This window comes from Paracoccus sp. SM22M-07, from assembly GCF_001887735.1.
GTDB lineage: Bacteria > Pseudomonadota > Alphaproteobacteria > Rhodobacterales > Rhodobacteraceae > Paracoccus.
On the sequence record NZ_JPKW01000004.1, the window covers coordinates 285,805 to 309,291 of the forward strand.

Sequence of the window (23,487 nt, forward strand, 5' to 3'; positions counted from 1 at the left end):
TCCCCCCGCCTATCAGCTGACCACCTATCGCCAGCCGATCACCGCCATGGCCGAATGCCTGCTGGAGGTCCTGGAGGGCAAGCTGACCCATGACGTCGCCCTGCCCGGTCAGTTTATCGCACGCCAGACGACCTGAGACCTCTGGTCGTGGCGACCGGCAGGCCTTAGATAACGGACATGCGCAAGATCACCCTTCCAGAACGCCCCGACCTGGCCGCCAAGGCCGAGGATGCCGGTTTCACCTTCGCCCACATGCATGGCGAACCCTATTGGGATGAAACATCAGCCTATCAGTTCACGCTGGCCCAGATCGAGACCGATCTGGAGGACCCGGCCACCGAACTGCATGCCATGACACGCCAGGCCGTCGACCGCATCGTGGGCGATCAGGCGCTGATGGCCAAGCTGGGCATCCCGCCCGCGCATTTCGACCTGATCGCCGACAGCTGGGCGCGAAACGAACCCGAGGTCTATGGCCGCATGGACCTGGCCTATGACGGCACGGGTCCCGCCAAGCTGCTGGAATACAACGCCGACACGCCGACCTCGCTTTACGAAAGCGCGGCCTTCCAGTGGCAGTGGCTGGAAGACCAGCTGGCCGCCGGCGTCCTGCCCGAGGGCGCCGATCAGTTCAACGGCATCCACGAGGCCCTGGTCGAGCGGTTCAAGGAATTGTTCGACCCGAACACCGACATCCATTTTTCGGCAATGCCGGACACGCCCGAGGATTATGCCACGGTCGAATCCATGGCGTGGGCGGCGCGCGAGGCCGGGATGGGCGCGCATTACACCGACCTGAACAAGATCGCGATCAGCAAGAACAAGCAGTTCCTGGACGACCAGGATCGGGTCATCGGCACGCTGTTCAAGCTGTACCCCTGGGAGGACATGCTGGCCGACGATTTCGGCAAGCATGTCAAGGATTCGGGCTGCCTGTTCATCGAACCCGCCTGGAAGGCGGTCGTGTCGAACAAGGGTCTGCTGCCGGTCCTGTGGCAGATGTTCGAAGGGCATCCGAACCTGCTTCCGGCCTTCTTTGCCGATGACGTGGCCGAGGCGCTGGTCGCGGGCGGCACCCCCGATCCCGCCGTGGCCGACGCCTTCGGCCGGGTCGCCGACCAGATCCGCGCGGCCCATGTGGTCAAGCCGATCTTCTCGCGCGAGGGGGCGTCGATCAGCATCGTCGAAGGCGGCGACGTTACCGAAACCAGTCCCAACACCGATTACGACCGCCATCCGCGCATCGTCCAGGCCTATCACGCGCTGCCCGAATTCGACGGCTTCCGTCCCGTGGTGGGGGCCTGGATCGTGGGCCATGCCTGCGCGGGCATCGGCATGCGCGAGGACCGGTCGCGCATCACGCAGGATCTGTCGCGCTTCAAGCCGCATTTCATCGCGGACTGATTCGCGCTAAGGAGGGAATATGAGAAAACGTTCCAGAACCGTCGCGCTGACCATCCTTGGCGCCGCCGCCTTCACCGTCGCGGGCTGCCGCGAGGAACAGGTCGATGCGCAGGCCTTTCCCGACATGGCAAGCTGCGAGGCGGCCGCCGCGCAGGACGGGCTGTTCTCGGTCGAGGAATGCGACAAGGCCTTTGCCGAGGCCGAAGCGCTGCATGTCGAATCCGCCCCTCGCTATGACAGCCTGCAGGTCTGCGAGGAACAGCATGGCGAAGGCAATTGCGGGTCCGAGGAACAGCAGGTCAGCAATGGCGGGTCGGGCAGCATCTTCATGCCGCTTCTGGCCGGTTACCTGATCGGGAACATGCTGGGCCGTGCGGGCGGCGGGATGGCGGCCTCGCAGCCGATGTACCGCAACGCGCAGGGCGGCTTTACCAATGCCGCCGGCACGACCAATTTCGGCAGCAATGCGGGGCGCGCCACGATGGGGGCGCAGAACTTCACCCGCCCTGCCGCCACCGCAGGCCGGGCACCGATGACGCGCGCCACCGCCGGATCGCGCGGCGGCTTCGGTGCCAGCCGCAGCAGCTTCGGCGGTTAAGCCGTGACGCGGGCGGTGCTGCGACGCGGCACCAGCCTGTATCCCAAATCGATCGCATGGCCGCGCGGCTGGCCCCTGCCCGCCAGCCGGTCGCGGATCTGAAGGATCGCGGCGCGCCCCATTTCATAGCGATCCGTCGCGACCGAGGTCAGCGGCGGTTCGGCCGCCGACATCATCTCGTGGTCGTTGAACCCGCAGATGCCAAGCCGGTCGGGGATGCGGATGTTGCGCCTTTGCGCCTCGAACAGCACGCCAAGCGCCAGGTCGTCATTGTTGCACAGCACCGCATCGGTCTGAGGGCGCGTCGCGATCAGGTCCGCGAACAGCCGGCAACCCAGGCTGACGGATGACGGCTCGGGCGTGGTGACGACCGGATCGTCGCCGCCCAGCCCCGCCGCGATCAGGCAATCGCGGAACCCTGCCAGGCGGCGCTGACTGCGCGGGTCCATCTGGGCGCCCAGAAACGCCGGCGCACGATATCCCCTGTCCAGCAGATGCTGCGCCCCGTCCCGCGCCGCCTGGTAATGCGACAGGCCCACGACCAGGTCGATGGGCTGCGGCCCCACCTCCATGATCTGGACGACGGGGCAGTCGGCGCGTTCCAGCAGGGCGCGGGCGCCGGGGGACTGGTCATGGCCCGCCACGATCAGGCCGGCGGGCTGCTGGGACAGGAAGACGCGGACCAGCTGCTCCTCGGTCGAGGGCGCATAGCGGGTGGTTCCCAGCTGAACCCCAAGGGGACTGTCCTGCAGCCCGTCATAGATCCCGCGCATCACATCCGCGAAGACGTTGTTGCTGACCGAGGGGATGATCACCCCCACCACATCCGTCCGCCCCGATGCCAGGGCCCGCGCCGCCGGGTTCGGCACATAGCCCAGCTGGGCGATGGCCAGGGTGATTCGCGCCCGCGCATCGGGCGACACTTTTTCCGGGTCGCGCAGCGCGCGCGACACCGTGATAGGGCTGACATCGGCAAGCGCCGCAACATCTGACAGGGTGGTCTTGCGCGTTTTTTCCATGATGACGGCACGTTACCCGGTTCGTTGGAAAAAGTAAGGGGGTTGACGAATGACAGCGCTGTCATCCATGATTGCGCTGTCATCGAGGGGGTGACACGACAGGAGGACAGGTGACATGGGTGTGCGACCGATTCTGGTCATGGGTATCTGCGGCGTCGGCAAGTCGACGATCGCGCAGGGCATCGCGGACCGGCTCGGCGGGCACTTCATCGAAGCCGACGAATACCACGACGAACGCAGCGTGGCCCATATGCGTGACGGCCGCCCCTTGACGGATGACATGCGTTGGGGCTGGCTGGACAGATTGGGCCAGGCGGTGAATGCCGCGCCCGGACGTGCGGTGCTGGCCTGTTCCGCGCTTGGCCTTGCCCATCGCGACCGCCTGCGGACCGTGACCGGTCCAATCGACATCGTGTTCCTGCATGGCGACCGTGCCCTGATCGAGGAACGGATGAACGCCCGCACGGGCCACTATATGCCGACCAGCCTGATCGACAGTCAGCTGGCGGCGCTGCAGCCACCCGATGCCGAGGCCGAGAACGCGCTGTGGCTCAGCGTGGCGCTGGCGCCGGAACGCATCATCGAGCTTGCAGCCGAGGCGCTTGCCCCGGCTGCCTGAAAATACCAACCCGGAGGAGAACCACATGACCAACCTGACCCGCCGCACCCTGATGGCCGCCACCGCGCTGATGGCGCTGGCCGCCCCTGCGCTGTCGGCCGATTACACCTTCCGCTTCCAGTCCTCGGACCCGGCAGGCAACCCCAACTTCATGCTGCAGCAGGGCTGGGCCAAGGATGTCGCCGAGAAATCCGACGGCAAGATCGAGATCAACCTGATGCCCGTCGAATCGATCGTTGCGCATAACGAGACGCAGGACGCGATCGCGACCGGCATCCTGGACGGCCATGTCACCGACCTGTCCTATTTCTCGGGCAAGGATCCGGCATTCGGCCTGATGGGTAACCCGGTCGGCGCATGGTCCAACCCCGAACAGATGCTGGACTTCGTCGAGAACGGCGGCGGCTCCGAGCTGCTGAACGAGATCATGAACCCTTATGGCCTGCAATTCATCGGCGCCACGACCCCCGGTCTGGAAGCGCTGGTCAGCGCCGTGCCGCTGGACGGCGTGGACGACCTGCAGGGCGTCAAGATCCGCGCCCCCGAAGGCCTGGTCCAGTCGGTCTTTGCCGCCGCCGGCGCATCGCCCGTGAACCTGCCCGGCTCCGAGGTCTTCACCTCTCTGGACAAGAAGGTCATCGACGCGGCCGACTATACCGTCTTTTCGACGAACCAGGCGCAGGGCCTGAACGACATCGCGCCCCATCCGGTCTATCCGGGCTTCCACTCGATGCCCCTGGTCGAGATCTCGATGAACAAGGACAAGTGGGACGCCCTGCCCGAGGATCTGCAGCAGGTCATGACGCAATCGGTCAAGGATTTCGCCCGCGTCCAGGTCGCAGCCCTGGCCGAGGCCGATGAAAAGGCCGTCGCCGCAGCCAAGGAAGGCGGCGAGATCACCGTCCACGACTGGTCCGACGAAGAACGCGCCAAGTTCCGTGGCATCGCCATGGGCGAATGGGAAAAGGTCGCAAGCCAATCCCCCGCCGCCCAGAAGGTCTATGACGCCCTGACCGCCTATCTGACCGAAAAAGGCCTGGTCGAGTAAAACACGCTTCCGGGTCGGGCCACGCGCCCGACCCCACCCGAGGGAGGGGAAACACCATGTCCGCATCCGATGAGATGCCGCGCGAGGAGCATGCCGCCGTCGCGCAATCCGGCTTTCTGGGCCGATGGATCGACCGCTTCGCGCTGATCCCGGCACTGGGGCTGGTCGTCGCCATGCTGATCCTGATCCAGGAGGTCATCCTGCGTTACGTCTTCGGCAACCCGACCAACTGGGCGCATGAGACGACGGTGTTCCTCTGCGCGATCTCGTTCATCTATGGCGGGCTTTTGTGCACCTCGCGCGACCGTCACATCCGGGTCGTGCTGGTCTATGACATCCTGCCGCCCGCCGCGCGCCGCGTGGCCGATTTCCTGATCTCGGCGGTCTGCGCCATTTCCGCGGGTGCCTTCGCATGGGCGGCCTGGCAGATGGTCAAGCGTTCGGCATGGCGTCCCGACGGCAGCTTTCACCTTGAAACATCCGGCAGCGCCTGGAACCCCGCGTTCCCCGGCGTGCTCAAGATCCTGCTGATGGTCGCGCTGATCGTCATGGCAGTGCAATTCGTGATCCTTGCGATCAACTATGCCCGCGGGCAGGGCATGGGGGCCCGCTGATGGAGATTTTCGGTTCACTTCAATCCCTGGGCATCGAAACCGGCACGCTGGTGCTGTTCGCGATGCTTCTGGGCCTGCTGGTCACCGGCATTCCGCTGGCCTTCGTCACGCTGCTGGTCACGCTGATCTTCGCGCTTGGCTGGTTCGGGCCGAACGTGGTGCCGCTGATCACCAGCCGCGTCTACTCCTTCGTCAGCAGCTTCGTCTTCGTCTCGGTGCCGATGTTCGTGCTGATGGCGGCCATCCTGGACCGCAGCGGCATCGCGCGCGACCTGTTCGAGGCGATGCGCCTGATCGGCGGCCGCATCCGTGGCGGCGTGGCCGTCCAGACCATTTTCGTGGCCGTCATTCTGGCCGCCATGTCCGGCATCATCGGCGGCGAGGTCGTTCTTCTGGGCCTGATCGCACTGCCGCAGATGCTGGCGCAGGGCTATGACCGCAAGCTGGCCATCGGTGTCGTCTGCGCGGGCGGCAGCCTGGGGACCATGGTGCCGCCGTCGATCGTGCTGATCATCTATGGCCTGACGGCGAACGTCTCGATCGGGGACCTGTTCACGGCCTCCTTCATTCCGGGCTTCATGCTGGCCATGCTCTATGTCGGCTATGTGCTGATGCGGGCCTGGCTGACGCCGGGCGCGGTCCCGCCCACCGTCAGCGACCCGGTGCCGATGTCGGAAAAGCTGCGCCTGCTCATGGGTCTGTTCCTGCCCATCGTCGTGGTGGTCATGGTGCTCGGCTCGATCTATGGCGGCATCGCATCCGTGACCGAGGCCAGCGCCGTGGGCGTGGCGGGGGTGCTGCTCTCGACCATCGTGCGGGGTGAATTCACGTGGGTGTTGCTGCGCGACGCGGCCATCCAGACGCTGCAGACCGTCGGCATGATCGTCTGGATCGGCATCGGCGCCTCGGCCCTCGTGGGCGTCTTCAACCTGATGGGCGGCATCGACTTCGTGTCCGAACTGATCACCGGCATCAGCGACAACCCCACCATCATCATCCTGTTCATGATGGCGATCCTGTTCGTCCTGGGCATGTTCCTGGACTGGGTGGGGATCGCGCTGCTGACCATGCCGATCTTCGTGCCGATCATCGTCAGCCTGGGCTATGACCCGGTCTGGTTCGGCGTGCTGTTCGCGATGAACATGCAGGTCAGCTTCCTGTCGCCGCCCTTCGGTCCTGCCGCCTTCTATCTGAAGTCGGTCACGCCGCCCGACATTTCCCTGGGCGAGATCTTCACCGCGCTGCTGCCCTTCATCGGGCTTCAGATCCTGGCGGTGGCGCTGCTGATCATCTTCCCGATGATCGCCGTCTACTGATCACGGGCGACTGAACCACATTCGGGGCCGGGGCATCTGCCGCCGGCCCCGATGCATTCCGACGGCGCGATTTCCGCCGGAACCTTTCCCCCCGCGCTGCATTTGGGTCCTGAGCCGCATTGCGGAAGACCACACAGCGCCCGGCGCGACAGGAAAGGACCATCCATGAAAGCCATCCCCTCGATTGCCGCAGCAGCCCTGATCGGACTGGGCTCTGCCGCCGGTGCGCAGGACATCACCGTTTCCTCCAAGATCGACACCGAGGGTGGATTGCTGGGCAACATCATCCTGATGGCCCTTCAGGACGCCGACCTGCCGGTCAACGCGCGTCTGCAACTGGGCGGCACGCCGATCATGCGCGATGCGATCACCTCGGGCCAGATCGACATCTATCCCGAATACACCGCCAACGGCGCCTTCTTCTTCAACGAAGCCGATAGCGAGGTCTGGAAGGATGCCGGTGCCGGCTACAAGCGCGTGGCCGAGCTGGACTTGGAACAGAACGACATCGTCTGGCTGCAGCCTTCGCCCGCCAACAACACCTGGGCCATCGCCGTCCGCCAGGATCTGGCGGACGAAAACGACCTGTCCACCATGAGCGATTTCGGCGCCTGGATCGCGGATGGCGGTGACGTCAAGCTGGCCGCTTCGACCGAATTCGTGACCTCGGCCGCGGCCCTGCCCGCCTTCCAATCCACCTATGGCTTCGAGATGTCGCCCGACCAGCTGGTCCAGCTGTCGGGGGGCGACACGGCCGCCACCATCGCCGCGGCGGCGCAGCAGACATCGGGCGTGAACGCAGCCATGGTCTATGGCACCGATGGCGGCATCGCGCCTGCGGGCCTTGTGGTGATGGAGGATGACAAGGGCGTTCAGCCCGTCTATCAGCCCGCCCCCATCGTGCGCGCCGAAATCCTCGAGGCGCATCCCGAGATCCGCGACGTCCTGGCCCCCATCTTCGAGGGACTGGACCTTGAAACCCTGCAAGAACTGAACGGGCGCATCCAGATCGGCGGCGAACCCGCCGAGGCCGTCGCCCGCGATTACCTGACCAGCGCGGGCATCCTGGATTGATGACGGCGCGGCTGGATCGCCCCGGCCTGCTGTTCGCCCTGATCGGGCTGGCCGGACTGGTCCTGCCGCTGGTGCAGTTCAAGGCGAACCGCATCGTTCCCGGCGACGGCGTGTCGATGGCCCTGCCGCTGGCGGGGTTTCTGGCGCTGATCCTGTTGGGCGGATGCCTGCGCTGGTCCCATGGCCTGCGACTGGCGGCGGCTTTGGCGGGGCTTGGCACGGTGATCGCGGCGCTTGGCGGCACGGCGCAGGCGCTGATGGCCGATGCGCCCGATCTGGCCCGCGTCGCCCCGGCGGCGGGTTTCTGGCTGCTGCTGCTGGCCTTTGCGTTGATGCTGACCGATGCGGTGACGCGGCTGCGCCCTGCCCTGCACTGGCGGTGGCTGATGCTGGCGGGGGCCATCGCGCTGGTTGCGATGGTGCTGTCGACGGGCTGGCTGGACCAGGTGTCGGTCATGCGCGAATACGCCGCACGCCGTGACGCCTTTCTGCGCGAAGCCGTCGCCCATCTGTATCTGGCCTTCGGGTCGCTTGGCCTGGCGCTGATGATCGGCCTGCCCTTGGGGGTCGCGATCCATCAGGCGCCATCGGCCCGCGGCCCTGTCCTGTCGGTGCTGAACATCCTGCAGACCATTCCGTCGCTGGCTCTGTTCGGCATCATGATCCCGATCTTTGGCTGGATCGCGGCCAATGTCCCCGGTGCCGCGCAGGCGGGCATCGCGGGGATCGGCGTCTTTCCGGCGCTGGTCGCGCTGTTTCTTTATTCGCTGCTGCCGGTGGTGTCGAACACGCTGACCGGTCTGTCGGGCGTCAGTCCCGCCACGCAAGAGGCCGCCATCGGCCTTGGCCTGACCCGGTTCCAGCGGCTGACATGGGTGTTGGTGCCGCTGGCCCTGCCCGTGCTGCTGGCCGCGATCCGCATCGTGCTGGTCCAGAATATCGGGTTGGCCGTCATCGCGGGCCTGATCGGCGGGGGCGGTTTCGGCACCTTCGTCTTCCAGGGGCTGAACCAGACCGCGATGGATCTGGTCCTGTTGGGTGCCCTGCCCACCATCGGGCTGGCCCTGGTGGCCGGCATCGCGCTTGACCTGCTGGTCCAGACCCTGAACCGCACCACCCCGAGGCCCGCATGATCCAGATCAGCCACCTGACCAAACGCTATGACGGCAAGCCCGTGGTCGACGATGTCAGCCTGACCGTCGAGCGCGGCCAGATCGCGGCGCTGGTCGGCACCTCGGGGTCGGGCAAGACGACATTGCTGCGGATGATCAACCGGCTGGTCACGCCCAGTTCGGGGCAGGTGCTGATCGATGGTCAGGACACGGCCGCCATCGCCCCGCACCTGCTGCGCCGCCGCATCGGTTACGCCATCCAGGGGCACGGCCTGTTCCCGCACCGTACCGTGGGCCAGAACATCGCCACCGTCCCGCGCCTGCTGCGCTGGTCCGCGGACGACATCCGCGCCCGCGTCGATGAATTGTTGACCCTGTTCCAGCTGGACCCCGACGCCTTTCGCGACCGCATGCCGCATGAACTGTCGGGCGGCCAGCAACAGCGCATCGGCGTGGCCCGTGCCCTGGCCGCCAAGCCCGACCTGCTGCTGATGGACGAACCCTTCGGCGCGCTGGACCCGGTGATCCGCGCCAAGGCCCAAGCCGATCTGCGCCAGATCCAGCGCCAGCTGGGGACGACGCTGGTCCTTGTGACCCATGACATGGCCGAGGCGATCCTGCTGGGCGATCGCATCGCCGTCATGGATCGGGGCAAGCTGGTGCAATACGCGCCCCCCGCCGACATCCTGCGCGCCCCCGCCACCCCCTTCGTCGAGGCGCTGATCGGTCCCGACATGCGCCCCTTCCACCTGCTGTCGCTGACCCCCGCCTTCCAGATCGCGACCGAGGGTCACGCCACCGGCGCCCCCATCCCGCGCGAAGCAACGCTGCGCGACGCCCTGGCCGAATGCCTGTGGAGCGGGCGCGACGCCCTGCCCGTCGAAGGCGGCGGCGTGGTCACCCTGGCCGCCTTGCGCCAAAGGGCCGCCCCGTGATGGGACGCATCCTGATGGCGGCGGCGGGGCTGTTCCTGATCGCCTTTCTGGCCAGCCCCGACAGCTTTGCCTGGCTGTTCGCCCCGATGACCCGGAATGGCGCGCCCGCCATCTATACCCAGACGCCGCTCTGGTCGCTGACCCTGTCGCATCTGGCGCTGGTGGCGATGGCGGTCGCGGCCTCGACCCTGGTGGCGCTGGTGCTGGCGATCCTGGTGACGCGGCCCTCGGGTCGCGAATTCCTGCCGCTGGCGCGGACCATCACCTCGGTCGGGCAAACCTTTCCACCGGTCGCGGTGCTGGCGCTGGCCGTGCCGGTGATGGGCTTCGGGGCGGGGCCGACGTTGGTGGCGCTGTTCCTCTATGGCCTTCTGCCGGTCTTTGAAAACACGTTGGCGGGCCTGACCGGTCAGCCCGCTCGCATTCGCGAAGCGGCGCGCGGCATGGGCCTGACCCCCGCCCAACGCCTGTGGCAGTTGGACCTGCCCCTGGCGCTGCCGGTGATCCTGACGGGGATGCGTCTGACGGCGGTGATCTCGCTTGGTACGGCGACGATCGGCTCGACCGTCGCCGCCCGCACCCTGGGCGAGGTGATCATCGCGGGTCTTCTGTCCTCGAACACCGCCTTCGTCCTGCAGGGCGGCATGGTCGTGGGCATCATCGCCGTGATGATCCACGAAGGCTTTCAGGCGCTGGCGCGCCTTGCGGCGCGCCGCACCGGTTAACCCGGCAGGGTGACCGACCGGACGTCCCAGATATCCTGCATATAGCCGCGGATCGTGCGGTCCGACGAAAAGAACCCCGACCGCGCGATGTTCAGCGCCGCCATCCGGTGCCAGTCGTCCTGATCGGCATAGGCGGCATCGACCTGGCGCTGCGCCGCGTAATAGGCGTCGAAATCCGATGCCACCAAGAAGGGATCGTCGTTCCAGGTCCGGTCCAGCAACCCGTAATAGGTCTCGGCCCGGCCAAAGCGGCCTTCCGCGATCAGCTGCAGGGCGATCTTCATGTCCTCGCTGCGTTCGATGGCGGCGCGGGCATGACCGGGGCGTGATTTTTCCGCCGCCGCCTGATCGGCGGTCATGCCGAACAGGAAGAAGTTCTCGGGGCCGACATGGTCGCGGATTTCCACGTTGGCACCGTCCAGCGTGCCGATGGTCAGCGCGCCGTTCATCGTGAACTTCATGTTGCCGGTGCCCGACGCCTCTTTCCCGGCGGTGCTGATCTGTTCGGACAGATCGGCGGCCGGGATCAGATCCTCGGCCATCGAGACGTTGTAATTGGGCGGATAGGCGATCTGCAGGTATTTCGACGTGACCGGGTCGCTGTTGATCGTTTCGGCCACGTCGTTGATCAGGTGGATCACCGATTTCGCCAGCCAGTATCCCGGCGCCGCCTTGCCGCCAAAGATCTTGACGCGCGGGGTCCAGCCGCCGTTGGGATCATCGTGGATGCGGCTCCACAGGGCGATGGCTTCCAGGATGTTCAGCAGCTGGCGCTTGTATTCATGGATGCGCTTGATCTGCACGTCGAAGATCGCGTCGGGATCGGCCTTGATGCCCAGACCCGCCAGCAAGCCGTTCGACAGCAGGACCTTGTTGTCGCGCTTGGCCGCGCGCAGACGGTCGCGGAACCCGGCATCCCGGGCATGGGGTTCCAGCCCCTTCAACTGGTCCAGATCGCGCGTCCAGCCCGTGCCGATGGTATCGTCCAGAAGCCGCGTCAGGGCGGGGTTGGCCATGCGCAGCCAGCGGCGCGGGGTGACGCCGTTCGTCTGGTTCACGATCCGGTCGGGATGCAGCCGATGCAGATCGGCAAAGACGGTGTCCTTGACCAGATCCGTGTGCAGCGCCGAGACGCCGTTCACCCGTCCCGCCATGATGAAGGCCAGTTCCCCCATGTGGACCTGGTCGCCATGCACGATGCCGACATGGTTCGGCCGGCCCGTGGCGCGGCGGTGTTCGTCGTCGATCATCTGGATGATCTGCATGTGGCGCGGCAACACGCGGCCCATCAGCCATGTCGACCACCGCTCCAGCGCCTCGGGCAGCAGGGTGTGGTTGGTATAGTTCAGCGTCTTCTGCGCCAACACCAAGGCCCGGTCGAAGGGCAGCCCGTGATCGTCCATCAGCAGGCGGATCAGTTCTGGACCCGCGATGGCGGGATGGGTGTCGTTCAGCTGGATCGCGACCTTTTCGGGCAGCAGGCCCAGATCGCCATGTTCGGACAAAAAGCGGCGCAGGATATCCTGCAGCGCCGCCGAGGTCAGGAAATATTCCTGCTTCAGGCGCAATTCCTTGCCCGCCTCGGTCGTGTCGTCGGGATAGAGGACCCGCGACAGGGTCCGGGCCAGGGCCTCGGGCTCGGCTGCGGCGGTATGGTCGCCCGCGTTGAAGCGGTGCAGGTCCAGCAGCGTCGTCGGATGCGCCCCCCACAGGCGCAGGCTGTTGGCCCAATCCCCGCCCCAGCCGATGACCGGCGTGTCATAGGCCCGCGCCAGCACGCTTTCGGCGGGACGCCAGACGGCGCGGCCGTCGATCTGGTCGACATGGCCCTTGAAGCCGATCTCATAGCTGTAATCGATGCGGACGAATTCCCAGGGGTGCGGCTGGTTCAGCCAATCCTCGGGGGTTTCGACCTGCTGGCCGCCTTCGAAACGCTGGCGGAACAGCCCGTGTTCGTAACGAATGCCGTAACCGAAGGCCGGGCAGTTCAGCGAGGAGAGCGATTCCATGAAACAGGCCGCCAGACGCCCCAGCCCGCCATTGCCCAATGCCGCGTCCGGTTCATCGTCCAGAATGGTGGCTTCGTCCTGCCCCAGCAGCGCCAGCGCCTCGCCAATGGCGGGTTCCAGGCCCAGGTTGATGATCGCATCGCCCAGGATGCGGCCGATCAGGAATTCCATCGACAGGTAATAGACCCGCTTGGCCCCCTGGTCGCGGGCGGCGCGGATGGCATTGACCCACGGTCCGACCATCCGGTCGCGCACGGTATAGCTGACCGCCATCCGCCAGTCGAAAACGGTTGCGAATTCCGGTCCCCGACCCTGGGTGTGGGTCAGGTGGTGAAGGATCTGGTCACGCAGATCTTGCGCGGTCAAGGCATGGGTCACGTTAGGCCTCTTACACTTGTTCAGGACAGCCAGACACGGCCATAGGGGGGCAGAACCAGCATGTCGTCATGCAAGGACACCGTTGCGTCCGACAAGATGTCGCGCATGTCGGTCACGCCTTGAAAGCGCAGCCAATTTCCATCGACCTGTTGCCAGTTTTCGGTGAAGTTGAAAAGACAAACAACACTTCCCTGCGGCGCGCGGCGCGCAAAGGCGAAAACTGCGGCATTTGCGCCATCCAGCACCTGGGTCGGATGCCCGCCATGCAGGCGGTCGCAGGACCGGCGCCGCGCCATGATCATCCGCGTGCCATGCAGGATGCGCCCCTGGGTCGAGCCTGCATCCGCAACGGCCTGCGCAGCAGCGTCCCAATCCATCGCCGGTCGGTGGATCCAGCGGCTGTCATGGGCATGTTCGGGCACGTCGCGATAGCCGTGATCGTTCAGCAGGCCCAATTCGTCGCCCATATAGATCAGCGGCACCCCGCCAAAGGACGCGATCAGGGCGTGGCCCATCAGGATGCGCTGCACGGCCAGGTCGATGCCCTGTTCGTCGCCCCGCGCCAGTGCGCCCTCCAGCCCCGCCATGGATGCGAAGCTGCCCGAGATCCGCTTGTCGCCCGTTTCCGGATTGACCTGGAACAGCGTCCCGTTCGCGAAACTGCCCGGAAAGCTGCCGTCATAGAAATCCGACAGAAAGGCCCGGTGCGCCGCGCCCGCGATCCCCAGTGCCGCCGCATCTTCGTCGGTGATGGCCCATCCGATATCGTCGTGACAGCGGATATAGGTGGCATAGGTGGCATTGGTCAGCACGGGCGGGAAATGAGTGGCCAGCACATGGCGCATCATCCGCGTGTCGCGCGTGGCCAGGGCGCTCCAGAACTGGACCATCAGGCTGTTGTGATAGGCCAGGTTGCCTTCCTTGCCGTCATGTTCGCCGCGCCCGAAATAGGTCAGCATGTCGGCGGGACCGACGATGGCCTCCTCCAGGTGCAGGACGGCATTCGCGGCGATGCGCGTGCAGGCGCGCAGCGCGCGCAGCAGCAGATGCACCTCGGGCTGGCCCTGGCAGGTGGTGCCCATGCGCTTCCACATGAAGGCCACCGCGTCCAGCCGCAGCACATCGACGCCCTTGTTGGCCAGGTTCAGCATGATCCGCACGATTTCCAGGAAGACCCGCGGATTGGCCCAGTTCAGATCCCATTGATGTTCGTTGAAGGTCGTCCAGACCCATTTGTCCAGGTCCGGGTAATGGGTAAAGCTGCCCGGCGCGGTGTCGGGAAAGATCTCGATCAGGCTCTGCTCATAGGCCTTGGGCAGGGTCTGGTCGTCGAACATCAGGTACATGTCCTGACAATCCGGATCGCCCGCCACCGCCGCCTGCGCCCATTCATGTTCCTTGGCCGTGTGGTTCAGCACCAGATCGACGCAAAGCGACATGCCCCGCGCCCGCAGCGCCGCCGCCAGCCGCGTCAGGTCGGCCATGCGGCCATAGGCGGGGTTCACCTGCCGGTAATCCATCACCGAATAGCCGCCGTCGCTGTCGCCGGGGCGCGGCTTGAGGCAAGGCATAAGATGGACATAGGTCACGCCAAGGTCGCGCAGGTAATCCAGCCGGTCATGCACGCCCGACAGGTTGCCCGCGAAACGATCGACATAGAAGACATAGCCGACCATCTGCGGGCGCTGGAACCAGTCGGGCTCCAGGTCGCGCGCCAGATCCAGCCGCTTGAGGTCGGCGGGACGCGCGGCCCATCCCTCGCGCAGGGCCTGCAGCAGCCGGTCGCAGAAATCGTCGTAATCGGCGCGTTCGCCGTAAAGCCGTTCCAACATCGGCCACAGGTCGGCGGCGCTGCGCGACAGGCGCATGTCGAAGATGGTCGCGGCGCTCATGGGTGGGGCCCTTCGCACAGCACGAAGGCCACGACGCTTTCGCCGGCAATGCTTTCGCGATCCCCTGCGGCGATATCCGTCGCATCGTCGCGGGCGCTGTCCAGCCTGCGCCGCCAGTGGCTGCCCTTGGGGGCGTCGGGAACCGTGACCATCTGATCCTTACCGTTGTTGTAGACGACGAAGATCGCCCCCGGCAGTGCGGCATAGGCGGGCGTGCCGGATGCCATGCGCATCTCGGCCGCCAGCAGGCGCAGCTCGGGGTCGTTCCAATCCTCGGGGCGCATCGGGGCGCCGTCGGCGCGCCGCCAGAACAGGTCCGGCAGGCCGTCCTGTTCGCGGGACTGGCTGTGCAGGAAGCGCTTCTGCCGCAGGATCGGATGGGCCTTGCGAAAGGCGATCGCGCGCCGGCAGAAGGCCAGGAAATCGGGATCGGCATGGTCCCAATCGACCCAGCCGATGGAATTGTCCTGGCAATAGGCGTTGTTGTTGCCACCCTGGGAATTGCCCAGCTCATCCCCCGCCAGCAACATCGGCGTGCCCTGCGACAGCATCAGCGAGGCGATCAGGTTGCGCCGCCGCCGGTCGCGCCGGGCGATGATGCCGGGATCGTCGGACGGCCCCTCGATGCCCATGTTGTCGGACAGGTTGTGGTTGTGGCCGTCGCGGTTGTCCTCGCCATTGGCGTCATTGTGCTTTTCGGCATAGCTGACCGTGTCCATCAGCGTGAACCCGTCATGGGCCGAGATGAAGTTCACCGAACTGGTCGCCGCCCGCCCGTCATGGTCGAACCGCGCCGCCGATCCCGCGACACGCTTGGCCAGCTTGCCGATCAGGCCCGGATCGCCGCGCCAGAAGCCGCGCAGCTGGTCGCGATACCGGTCGTTCCATTCCGCAAAAGGCGCGGGATAGGCCCCCAGCTGATAGCCGCCCTCGCCGATATCCCACGGCTCGGCGATCAGCTTGACGCGGTTCAGGACCGGGTCCTGGCGGATGGCGCGAAAGAACGGCCCGTCCCGGTCGAAGACACCGCGCGTGCGCCCCAGGACGCTGCACAGGTCGAAACGGAAACCGTCGACATGCATCACCTCGACCCAGTAACGCAGGCTGTCCATGACCAGCCGCAGCGTGAAGGGGCTGTCCATGTCCAGCACGTTGCCCGTCCCGGCCTCGTTCACATAGAACCGCCGATCCTCGGCCAGGCGATAGTAGGAGGCATTGTCCAGCCCCCGGAAGGACAGGGTCGGGCCCAGTTCATTGCCTTCGGCGGTGTGGTTATAGACGACATCAAGGATCACCTCGATCCCGGCCTTGTGGAACCGCGCGACCATCTGCTGGAATTCCGCGATATCGCCGTCGCGCATGTATCGCGGCTCGGGGGCAAAGAACCCGTAGGTCATGTAGCCCCAGTAATTCGTCAGCCCCTTGTCCACCAGAAAGCGGTCATCGGCAAAGGCCTGGACGGGCAACAGCTCGATCGCGGTAACGCCCAGCTTGGTCAGGTGGTCCAGCATCGGGTCCGACGCCATCGCCAGATAGCCGCCGCGCCCCGGAATGCCAGGCCGTCCGGCGGTCAGGCCCTTCACATGCGCTTCATAGAGGACGGTGTCGGTCATCGGGCGGCGCAGGGGGCGGTCGTCGCCCCAGGTGAAGGCGGGGTCCACCACCACGCTGCGCGGCACATGGCCGGCGCTGTCGCGGCGGTCATAGGACAGATCGGCATCGGCATGGCCCGCCCGGTATCCGAAGACTGCGTCATGGGGGGCCAGCCGTCCCGACAGCCGCTTGGCATAGGGGTCGATCAGCAGCTTGTTGGGATTGAAGCGATGCCCTTCCTGCGGCTTGTAGGGGCCATGAACGCGGTATCCGTATCGCTGTCCGGGGCGCAGTCCCGCGATATGGCCGTGCCAGACATGGCCGTCGCGTTCGGGCAGGTCGATGCGCGTCTCGCGGTTCTTGTCGTCGAACAAGCACAGCACCACACGGTCGGCATGCCTGGAAAAAAGGGCAAAATTGACACCGGCACCGTCAAAGGTCGCCCCCAGGGGCGCTGGGTGCCCGGCGGTCATCGCATCGTGGTCGTTCATCTGCTTGCGGTCAGTCCGGCGTAAAGTTCGGCATAGGCCCTGGCCGACAGCGCCCAGCCCACCGGCTGCGCCATCGCGTTCGTCTGCAGGCGGGACCATGTTTTCCTGTCCTTGTAAAGGGCGTCCAGCCGCACCAGCGCATTGCGCAGCGCCCCCGCCGTCACCGGCGCGAACTGGATGCCGGTGGCCACCTTGCGCGCCAGGGCCGCGGGTGATGCGTTGATGACCGTATCGGCCAGCCCGCCCGTCAGCGCCACGACCGGCACCGTCCCATAACGCAGACCGTAAAGCTGGGTCAGGCCGCAAGGCTCGAACCGCGAGGGCACCAGGATCGCGTCACCCCCCGCGATCAGGCGATGAGAGAAGTCTTCGTCATAGCCGATGCGCACCGCGACATTCGGATCGGCCTCGGCCGCCGCGCGGAAAGCCCGTTCCAGGTCGGGATCGCCCGATCCCAGCACGGCCAGCTGACCGCCCTGCTCCAGCAATGTCGGCAGGGTTTCCAGAACCAGGTCCAACCCCTTCTGATGGGTCATGCGCGACACGATCACGCACAAGGGGCCATCGGCCTGGGGCAGGCCCATCTCTGCCTGCAGCGCCGTTTTGGCGGCAGCCTTTCCCGCCGGCTTGGCATAGGCCGCGATCGCCGGGTCGGTGGCGGGGTTCCAGGCGTCTTCGTCGATGCCGTTCAGGATACCGTGCAGCGATGCGCGCCGGTGGCGCATCACGCCCTCCAGGCCCATGCCGAATTCCGGGGTCATCAGTTCCTCGGCATAGCTGGGGGACACGGTGGTCAGCGCATCCGCCCCCATCAATCCCGCCTTCAATGCCGAAATCGCGCCCCAGAACTCGTATCCCTCGCTGTGAAAGCGACCGGGGTCCAGCCGCAGGGAATCCAACCGGCCAGGATCGGCGGGGCCGGTGAAGGCGATGTTGTGGATGGTCATGACGGTGCGGACATGCCCCGCATCCATCCGGCGCAGGTATTCGGTGGCAAGGCCCGCCTGCCAGTCATGGCCGTGCAGCACCGCCGGATGCCAATCCCCTGCCCCATGCGCGGCGATCCGGGCGCCGACCCAGGACAGCGCCGCAAAGCGTTCCGGGTTGTCGGGCCAGTCGCGCCCGTCCGGCCCCAGATAGGGGTTGCCCGGCCGCGCGTACAGATGCGGCGCGTCGATCACCAGCAGGTCCAGCCCCGCGACGCTGACGGCAAGAACCCTGGCGGGCCCGCCGAACAGATCGTCGAAATCAAGAACCGCCTCGGGATCGGTCTGGCCTTGCGTCACGGCCGCCATGACCGCCGGATAGCCCGGCAGCAGGGTGCGCATCTGCACCCCCTGCTGGGCCAGGGCGGCAGGCAGGGCCCCCACGACATCGGCCAACCCGCCGGTCTTGACCAGCGGCGCGCATTCCGAAGCAACGGACAGAACCTTCATCACAGCGACGCCGCCCGCCTGTCCAGCATGTCCTGGGTGATCAGGGTCACGCCCTTGTCGCTGACGCGGAACCACTTGGCGTCATCCAGCGGGTCCTCGCCCACCACCAACCCTTCGGGGATGGTGACGCCCCGGTCGATGACGACGTTGCGCAGCCGCGCATGTCGTTCGACCGTGACATAGGGCAGCACCACCGCGTGATCCAGCACGGCATAGGAATTGGTATGCACCTCGGTGAACAGCAGCGAGTTGCGGATTTCCGTGCCCGACACGATGCAGCCCCCCGACACCATAGAGGATATCGCCACCCCGCGCCGGTCCTTTTCGTCATGGATGAACTTGGCGGGCGGCTTGCTTTCCGAATAGGTCCAGATCGGCCAGTCGTTGTCCCACAGGTTCAGTTCGGGCGTGAAATCGGTCAGGTCGATATTGGCCTGCCAGAAGGCATCGACGGTGCCGACATCCTTCCAATAGGCGGGCGCGCCGGGGGTGCGCACGCAGGACACGTCGAAACGATGCGCCATGGCCTTGCCGTTCTTGACGATGCCGGGGATCAGGTCGGTGCCGAAATCATGGCTGGAATGGGGGTCCTCGGCATCGGCCAGCAGCAATTCGCGCAGGAAGGCCCAGTTGAAAACATAGATCCCCATGGATGCCAGCGCCTTGTCGGGATGGCCGGGCATGGCGGGCGGGTCCTTGGGCTTTTCCAGGAAGGACACGATGCGCCCCTTGTCGTCGACATCCATGACGCCGAAGGCGCTGGCCTCCTCGCGCGGGACGGTCAGGCAGCCGACGGTGACATCGGCGCCGCTCTCGACATGCTCGCGCAGCATCACCTCGTAATCCATCTTATAGATGTGGTCGCCCGCCAGGATGATGATGTAATCGACGTCGTAATCATCGACGATGTCGATGTTCTGCGTCACCGCATCCGCCGTCCCCTGGTACCAGTGCTGTTCGGACGTCCGCTGGCTGGCCGGCAGGATGTCCAGGAATTCGTTGCGCTCGGCGCGAAAGAAGTTCCAGCCGCGCTGGCAATGCCGGATCAGGCTGTGAGCCTTGTACTGGGTCGCCACGGCGATCTTGCGGATGCCGCTGTTCATCGCGTTCGACAGGGCGAAATCGACGATGCGGGTCTTGCCGCCGAAATAGACGGCCGGCTTGACGCGCCGGTCGGTCAGTTCCATCAGGCGGCTGCCGCGCCCCCCTGCCAGCACGAATGCCATGGCACGGCGTGTCAGGCGCTTGGTTTCAGCCATGTTCAAATCCTCCCCCAATTGAAATCAGTTGCCCGCGACGAAGATCACCACCGACAGCGGCGGCAGCGTCACCGCCATGCTGGCGGGCTGGCCGTCCTGCCCCGCGCCATCGGCCGTCACGCCGCCCATGTTGCCCATCCCGCTACCGCCATAGACGGCGGCATCGGTGTTCACCGCCTCGTGCCAGGGGCCTGCCTGCGGGACGCCGATGCGGAAATCGAGGCGCGGCACGGGGGTAAAGTTGCACACCACAACCACCGGCGGATCGCCCGCGTTTCCCCTGCGGATCCAGGCATAGGTCGATTGCGCGGGATCGGTCGCGATCCACTGGAAGCCGTCGGCATCGCAATCCTTGACATGCAGGGCGGGCTGGTCGCGGTACAGGCGGTTCAGGTCGCGGACCAGCGACTGCACGCCCTGGTTCAGCGGCTGCCCGGCGGCGTGCCAGTTCAGTTCGCCATTATGGTTCCATTCCTCGGGCTGGCCGAATTCGCAGCCCATGAACAGCAGCTTCTTGCCCGGATGGCCCCACATGAAGCCGTAATAGGCGCGCAGGTTCGCGAATTGCTGCCATTCGTCGCCAGGCATCTTGTGCAGCATGCTGCCCTTGCCGTGAACAACCTCGTCATGGCTGATCGGCAGGATGAAGTTTTCGGTGAAGGCATACATCAACCCAAAGCTCATCAGGTCGTGGTGATAGCGGCGATGGACGGGATCGCGGCTCATGTAGCGCAGCGTGTCGTTCATCCAGCCCATGTTCCACTTGAACCCGAAGCCCAGGCCCCCCGTATCGACGGGCGCGGAGACCTTGGGATAGGAGGTGCTTTCCTCGGCCACGGTCATGATGCCGGGGGTTTCGCCATAGGCGGCGATGTTCATCTTCTGCAGGAAATCGATGGCCTCGTAATTCTCGCGGCCACCATCTTTGTTGGGGACCCATTCGCCATCCTTGCGCGAATAGTCGCGATATAGCATCGAGGCCACCGCATCCACGCGCAACCCGTCGATATGGTATTCCTGGAACCAGTAGATGGCATTGGCGATCAGGAAATTCTGCACTTCGGTCCGGCCGTAATTGTAGATCAGGGTGTTCCAGTCCTGATGGAAGCCTTCGCGCGGGTCTTCATGTTCATAAAGCGCGGTGCCGTCGAAACGGGCCAGCCCGTGGGCGTCGGTCGGGAAATGTCCGGGCACCCAATCCAGCAGCACGCCCAGCCCCGCCTGATGCGCGGCATCGACCAGGTCGCGGAATTCATGCGGCGGGCCGAAACGGATCGTCGGCGCATAGAGGCCGACGGGCTGATAGCCCCAAGACCCGTCGAAGGGAAATTCGCTGACCGGCATCAGCTCCAGATGGGTGAAGCCCATGTCCTTGGCATAGGCGACCAGATCGCGGGCCATTTCCTGATAGGACAGGGGACGGCCGCCATCGTCCCATTTGCGCCGCCAGCTGCCCGGATGCACCTCATAGATGGACATTGGCGCGGTCCGGTCCTGTGCGGCCGCCCGCGACGCCATCCAGGCATCATCCTTCCAGCCAAAGCCGCTGATGTCGCGCACCACGCTGGCCTTTTCGGGGGGATGCTGGCTGCCGAAACCCACGGGGTCGGCCTTTTGCATCACGCCGCCATGCGCATCGACGATCTCGTATTTGTAAAGCGTGCCCTCGGTCAGGTCGGGCAGGAAGATTTCCCAGATGCCGCTGCCGCCCAGACGCCGCATCGGGTGGCGCCGCCCGTCCCATCCGTTGAACTGTCCCACCACGGACACGCGCTGCGCATTGGGCGCCCAGACCGCGAAATGCGTGCCCCGCGCGCCTTCATGGTCGGTGACATGGGCCCCAAGGGCCTGCCACATCCGGCGATGCGTCCCCTCGCCCAGCAGATGCAGGTCCATGTCGCCCAGGACGGGACCGAAGCGATAGGGATCGTCGAATTCCCAGGTCACCCCGCCGCCGCTTTCGGCCTGCAGGCGATAATCGCCCGCGGGGATCGGCCCGGCGAACAGGTCGCCCGCGACGCGCGGCAGGTCGATCAGCTTGCCCCCGCTGATCACCCGCAGCGCGGCCAGATCGGGATGATAGACCGTCAGCGACCTGTCCTTGCCCGCACCGCGCGGCCCCAGGATCCGAAAAGGATCGCCGCATCGGCCCCGCTCCAGCGCAATCTGGTCCTCGACGGCGGGCAAAGAAGGCTTTGTCGTTATTTTCATCGGTCCACTTTATCCGGGTCACAGATTCGGGCAATTCCGAGGTTAACGCTAACCTCTGGTTTTTGATCCGGCTATAGTGGTCTTGTCCGACAAGAACTTCACGAACCGAAAGGTGCACGATGACGGAATGGTGGCGCGATGCGGTGATCTATCAGATCTACCCCCGCAGTTTTCAAGACAGCAACGGCGACGGAATCGGCGATCTGCCGGGCATCACCCGTCGGCTGGACCATGTGGCGGCCCTTGGTGCGGATGCGATCTGGCTGTCGCCGATCTTCACCTCGCCCCAGAAGGACATGGGATATGACGTGTCGGATTATACCGACATCGACCCGCTGTTCGGATCGCTGGCCGATTTCGACGCCCTGGTGACACGCGCCCATGACCTGGGCATCAAGGTCATCATCGACCAGGTGATCAGCCATTCCAGCGACAAGCATCCCTGGTTCGCCGAAAGCCGCAGCAGCCGCGACAACGACAAGGCCGACTGGTATGTCTGGGCCGATCCGCGCGCCGACGGGACACCGCCCAACAACTGGCCCTCGGTCTTTGGCGGTCCGGCCTGGGAATGGGATGCACGGCGCAAGCAATATTACCTGCACAACTTCCTGATCGAACAGCCCGACCTGAACATGTGGAACCCCGCCGTCCAGGACGCCCTGCTGGAGACGATGCGCTTCTGGCTGGAACGCGGCGTGGACGGCTTTCGGTTGGATACGGTCAACTACTATTTCCACGACCGCAAACTGCGCGCGAACCCGCCCAATCCCGATTACGACGGGCCGGAAACCTATCCGCGCCAGCTGCATGTCCGGTCCAAGAACCAGCCGCAGAACATCCCCTTCCTGAAGCGGATGCGCGCGCTGACCGACGAATTCCCCGACCGCTTGATGGTGGGCGAGGTCGGCGACGGCGGCCAGACGGCCATCGACATCATGGCCGCCTATACCGCCGGGACCGACCGGCTGCACATGTGCTACAGCTTCGAGATGCTCAGCCCGGAATTCACCGCCGCGCATTTCCGCAAATGCATCGAAGGCGTGCAGATCGGCGCCCCCGACGGCCACAGCTGCTGGAGCTTTTCCAACCACGACGTCATGCGCCATGTCAGCCGGTGGGCCAAATACGCCGCCGATCCCGACACCCTGGCCCGCCAGTCCGCCGCCATGCTGATGTCCTTCCCCGGCACCATCTGCATCTATCAGGGCGAGGAACTGGGCCAGACCGAAACGACGCTGGTTTACGAAGAACTGACCGATCCCCCGGCCCTGCGCTTCTGGCCCGAGGTGAAGGGCCGCGACGGCTGCCGCACGCCGATGGTCTGGGACGCCGATCAGCCCCAGGCGGGCTTTTCCGAAGGCACGCCCTGGCTGCCGGTCAAACCCGCGCAGGCCGCCCATGCCGTGGCGGCCCAGGAAGGGACCGACAGCGTGCTGGCCGCCTATCGCGACACGATCGCCTTCCGCAAATCGCAGCCGGCCCTGCGGTGGGGTGACACGCGGTTCCTGGACCTGCCCGAACCGGTCCTGGCCTTCACCCGGACCCAGGACGAACGGTCGCTGACCTGCGTCTTCAACCTGTCGGCCGAACCCGTGACGCTGAACCTGTCGCAGGACAGCGCGCTTTGCGGTCCCGGCCATGCCACGCTGGACGGCCGGTCGCTGAGCCTGCCGGCCAACGGTTTCGCATGGCTGGATGGTCAGCCCGGCCTGACCGCCTGATCAGGGCCGCCTGATCTTGGCATGCGACCGGGG

The 23,487-nt window shown here is 65.7% G+C and carries 18 protein-coding genes; 11 read left to right on the top strand and 7 right to left on the bottom strand.

Features of this window, described 5'->3' with window-relative positions; genetic code table 11:
- Nucleotides 1-177 precede the first annotated feature (177 nt).
- Nucleotides 178-1,404 (top strand): glutathionylspermidine synthase family protein, encoded by a 1,227-nt coding sequence (locus IE00_RS08335; protein ID WP_072296616.1) that lies wholly within the window; start codon nt 178-180, stop codon nt 1,402-1,404.
- Nucleotides 1,405-1,423: 19 nt separating this feature from the next.
- Nucleotides 1,424-2,002 carry a DUF1190 domain-containing protein gene (locus IE00_RS08340; RefSeq protein WP_072296617.1) on the top strand — a complete coding sequence of 193 codons (579 nt, stop codon included), beginning with the start codon at nt 1,424-1,426 and terminating at the stop codon, nt 2,000-2,002.
- On the opposite strand, the gene IE00_RS08345 is transcribed toward IE00_RS08340, so the two are convergent.
- Nucleotides 1,999-3,021, bottom strand: a complete 1,023-nt coding sequence (locus IE00_RS08345) for a LacI family DNA-binding transcriptional regulator (RefSeq protein ID WP_072296618.1) — start codon at nt 3,019-3,021, stop codon at nt 1,999-2,001. The two genes, IE00_RS08340 and IE00_RS08345, sit on opposite strands and share 4 nt — an antisense overlap.
- Before the next feature lie 115 nt (nt 3,022-3,136).
- Here IE00_RS08345 and IE00_RS08350 point away from each other — a divergent pair, with 115 nt between their 5' ends.
- The 8 genes from IE00_RS08350 (at nt 3,137) to IE00_RS08385 (ending at nt 10,464) form a co-directional block, all read left to right on the top strand.
- Nucleotides 3,137-3,640 (top strand): gluconokinase, encoded by a 504-nt coding sequence (locus IE00_RS08350; protein WP_072296619.1) that lies wholly within the window; start codon nt 3,137-3,139, stop codon nt 3,638-3,640.
- 25 nt (nt 3,641-3,665) lie between these two features.
- Nucleotides 3,666-4,688: a TRAP transporter substrate-binding protein gene (locus IE00_RS08355; RefSeq protein WP_072296620.1), complete on the top strand. Its 1,023-nt coding sequence runs from the start codon at nt 3,666-3,668 to the stop codon at nt 4,686-4,688.
- A 56-nt stretch (nt 4,689-4,744) separates the two neighbouring features.
- The gene (locus IE00_RS08360; RefSeq protein WP_072296621.1) at nt 4,745-5,302 is read left to right on the top strand and encodes a TRAP transporter small permease subunit; all 558 of its coding nucleotides are present in this window, start codon (nt 4,745-4,747) and stop codon (nt 5,300-5,302) included.
- Nucleotides 5,302-6,618: a TRAP transporter large permease subunit gene (locus tag IE00_RS08365; RefSeq protein WP_072296622.1), complete on the top strand. Its 1,317-nt coding sequence runs from the start codon at nt 5,302-5,304 to the stop codon at nt 6,616-6,618. The genes IE00_RS08360 and IE00_RS08365 overlap by 1 nt, the downstream gene beginning before the upstream one ends.
- Nucleotides 6,619-6,783: 165 nt before the next feature.
- Complete coding sequence (locus IE00_RS08370) at nt 6,784-7,692, top strand: ABC transporter substrate-binding protein (protein ID WP_072296623.1); 909 nt, start codon at nt 6,784-6,786, stop codon at nt 7,690-7,692.
- Entirely contained in the window at nt 7,692-8,825 is a 1,134-nt protein-coding gene (locus IE00_RS08375) for an ABC transporter permease (protein WP_072296624.1), read from the top strand. The genes IE00_RS08370 and IE00_RS08375 overlap by 1 nt, the downstream gene beginning before the upstream one ends.
- Nucleotides 8,822-9,739 carry an ABC transporter ATP-binding protein gene (locus IE00_RS08380; RefSeq protein ID WP_072296625.1) on the top strand — a complete coding sequence of 306 codons (918 nt, stop codon included), beginning with the start codon at nt 8,822-8,824 and terminating at the stop codon, nt 9,737-9,739. The genes IE00_RS08375 and IE00_RS08380 overlap by 4 nt, the downstream gene beginning before the upstream one ends.
- Nucleotides 9,739-10,464 carry an ABC transporter permease gene (locus tag IE00_RS08385; RefSeq protein WP_072296626.1) on the top strand — a complete coding sequence of 242 codons (726 nt, stop codon included), beginning with the start codon at nt 9,739-9,741 and terminating at the stop codon, nt 10,462-10,464. The genes IE00_RS08380 and IE00_RS08385 overlap by 1 nt, the downstream gene beginning before the upstream one ends.
- On the opposite strand, the gene IE00_RS08390 is transcribed toward IE00_RS08385, so the two are convergent.
- The 6 genes from IE00_RS08390 to glgB are packed head-to-tail and all read right to left on the bottom strand — an operon-like array spanning nt 10,461 to nt 21,733.
- The gene (locus IE00_RS08390) at nt 10,461-12,839 is read right to left on the bottom strand and encodes a glycogen/starch/alpha-glucan phosphorylase (RefSeq protein ID WP_240493828.1); all 2,379 of its coding nucleotides are present in this window, start codon (nt 12,837-12,839) and stop codon (nt 10,461-10,463) included. The genes IE00_RS08385 and IE00_RS08390 overlap by 4 nt on opposite strands.
- Before the next feature lie 32 nt (nt 12,840-12,871).
- Nucleotides 12,872-14,743, bottom strand: a complete 1,872-nt coding sequence (locus IE00_RS08395) for an alpha-amylase family protein (protein WP_072296628.1) — start codon at nt 14,741-14,743, stop codon at nt 12,872-12,874.
- A complete protein-coding gene (gene glgX, locus IE00_RS08400) occupies nt 14,740-16,827 on the bottom strand; it encodes a glycogen debranching protein GlgX (RefSeq protein WP_083554181.1) in 2,088 nt (695 codons plus the stop codon). Before glgX ends, IE00_RS08395 begins: the two co-directional genes overlap by 4 nt.
- The gene (glgA, locus tag IE00_RS08405; protein ID WP_083554183.1) at nt 16,824-18,263 is read right to left on the bottom strand and encodes a glycogen synthase GlgA; all 1,440 of its coding nucleotides are present in this window, start codon (nt 18,261-18,263) and stop codon (nt 16,824-16,826) included. The genes glgX and glgA overlap by 4 nt, the downstream gene beginning before the upstream one ends.
- Nucleotides 18,263-19,522, bottom strand: a complete 1,260-nt coding sequence (glgC, locus tag IE00_RS08410) for a glucose-1-phosphate adenylyltransferase (RefSeq protein ID WP_072296630.1) — start codon at nt 19,520-19,522, stop codon at nt 18,263-18,265. Before glgC ends, glgA begins: the two co-directional genes overlap by 1 nt.
- A 24-nt stretch (nt 19,523-19,546) precedes the next feature.
- Nucleotides 19,547-21,733: a 1,4-alpha-glucan branching protein GlgB gene (gene glgB, locus IE00_RS08415; protein ID WP_072296631.1), complete on the bottom strand. Its 2,187-nt coding sequence runs from the start codon at nt 21,731-21,733 to the stop codon at nt 19,547-19,549.
- A 119-nt stretch (nt 21,734-21,852) separates the two neighbouring features.
- Here glgB and IE00_RS08420 point away from each other — a divergent pair, with 119 nt between their 5' ends.
- Nucleotides 21,853-23,454 carry an alpha-glucosidase family protein gene (locus tag IE00_RS08420; protein WP_072296632.1) on the top strand — a complete coding sequence of 534 codons (1,602 nt, stop codon included), beginning with the start codon at nt 21,853-21,855 and terminating at the stop codon, nt 23,452-23,454.
- Nucleotides 23,455-23,487 lie beyond the last annotated feature (33 nt).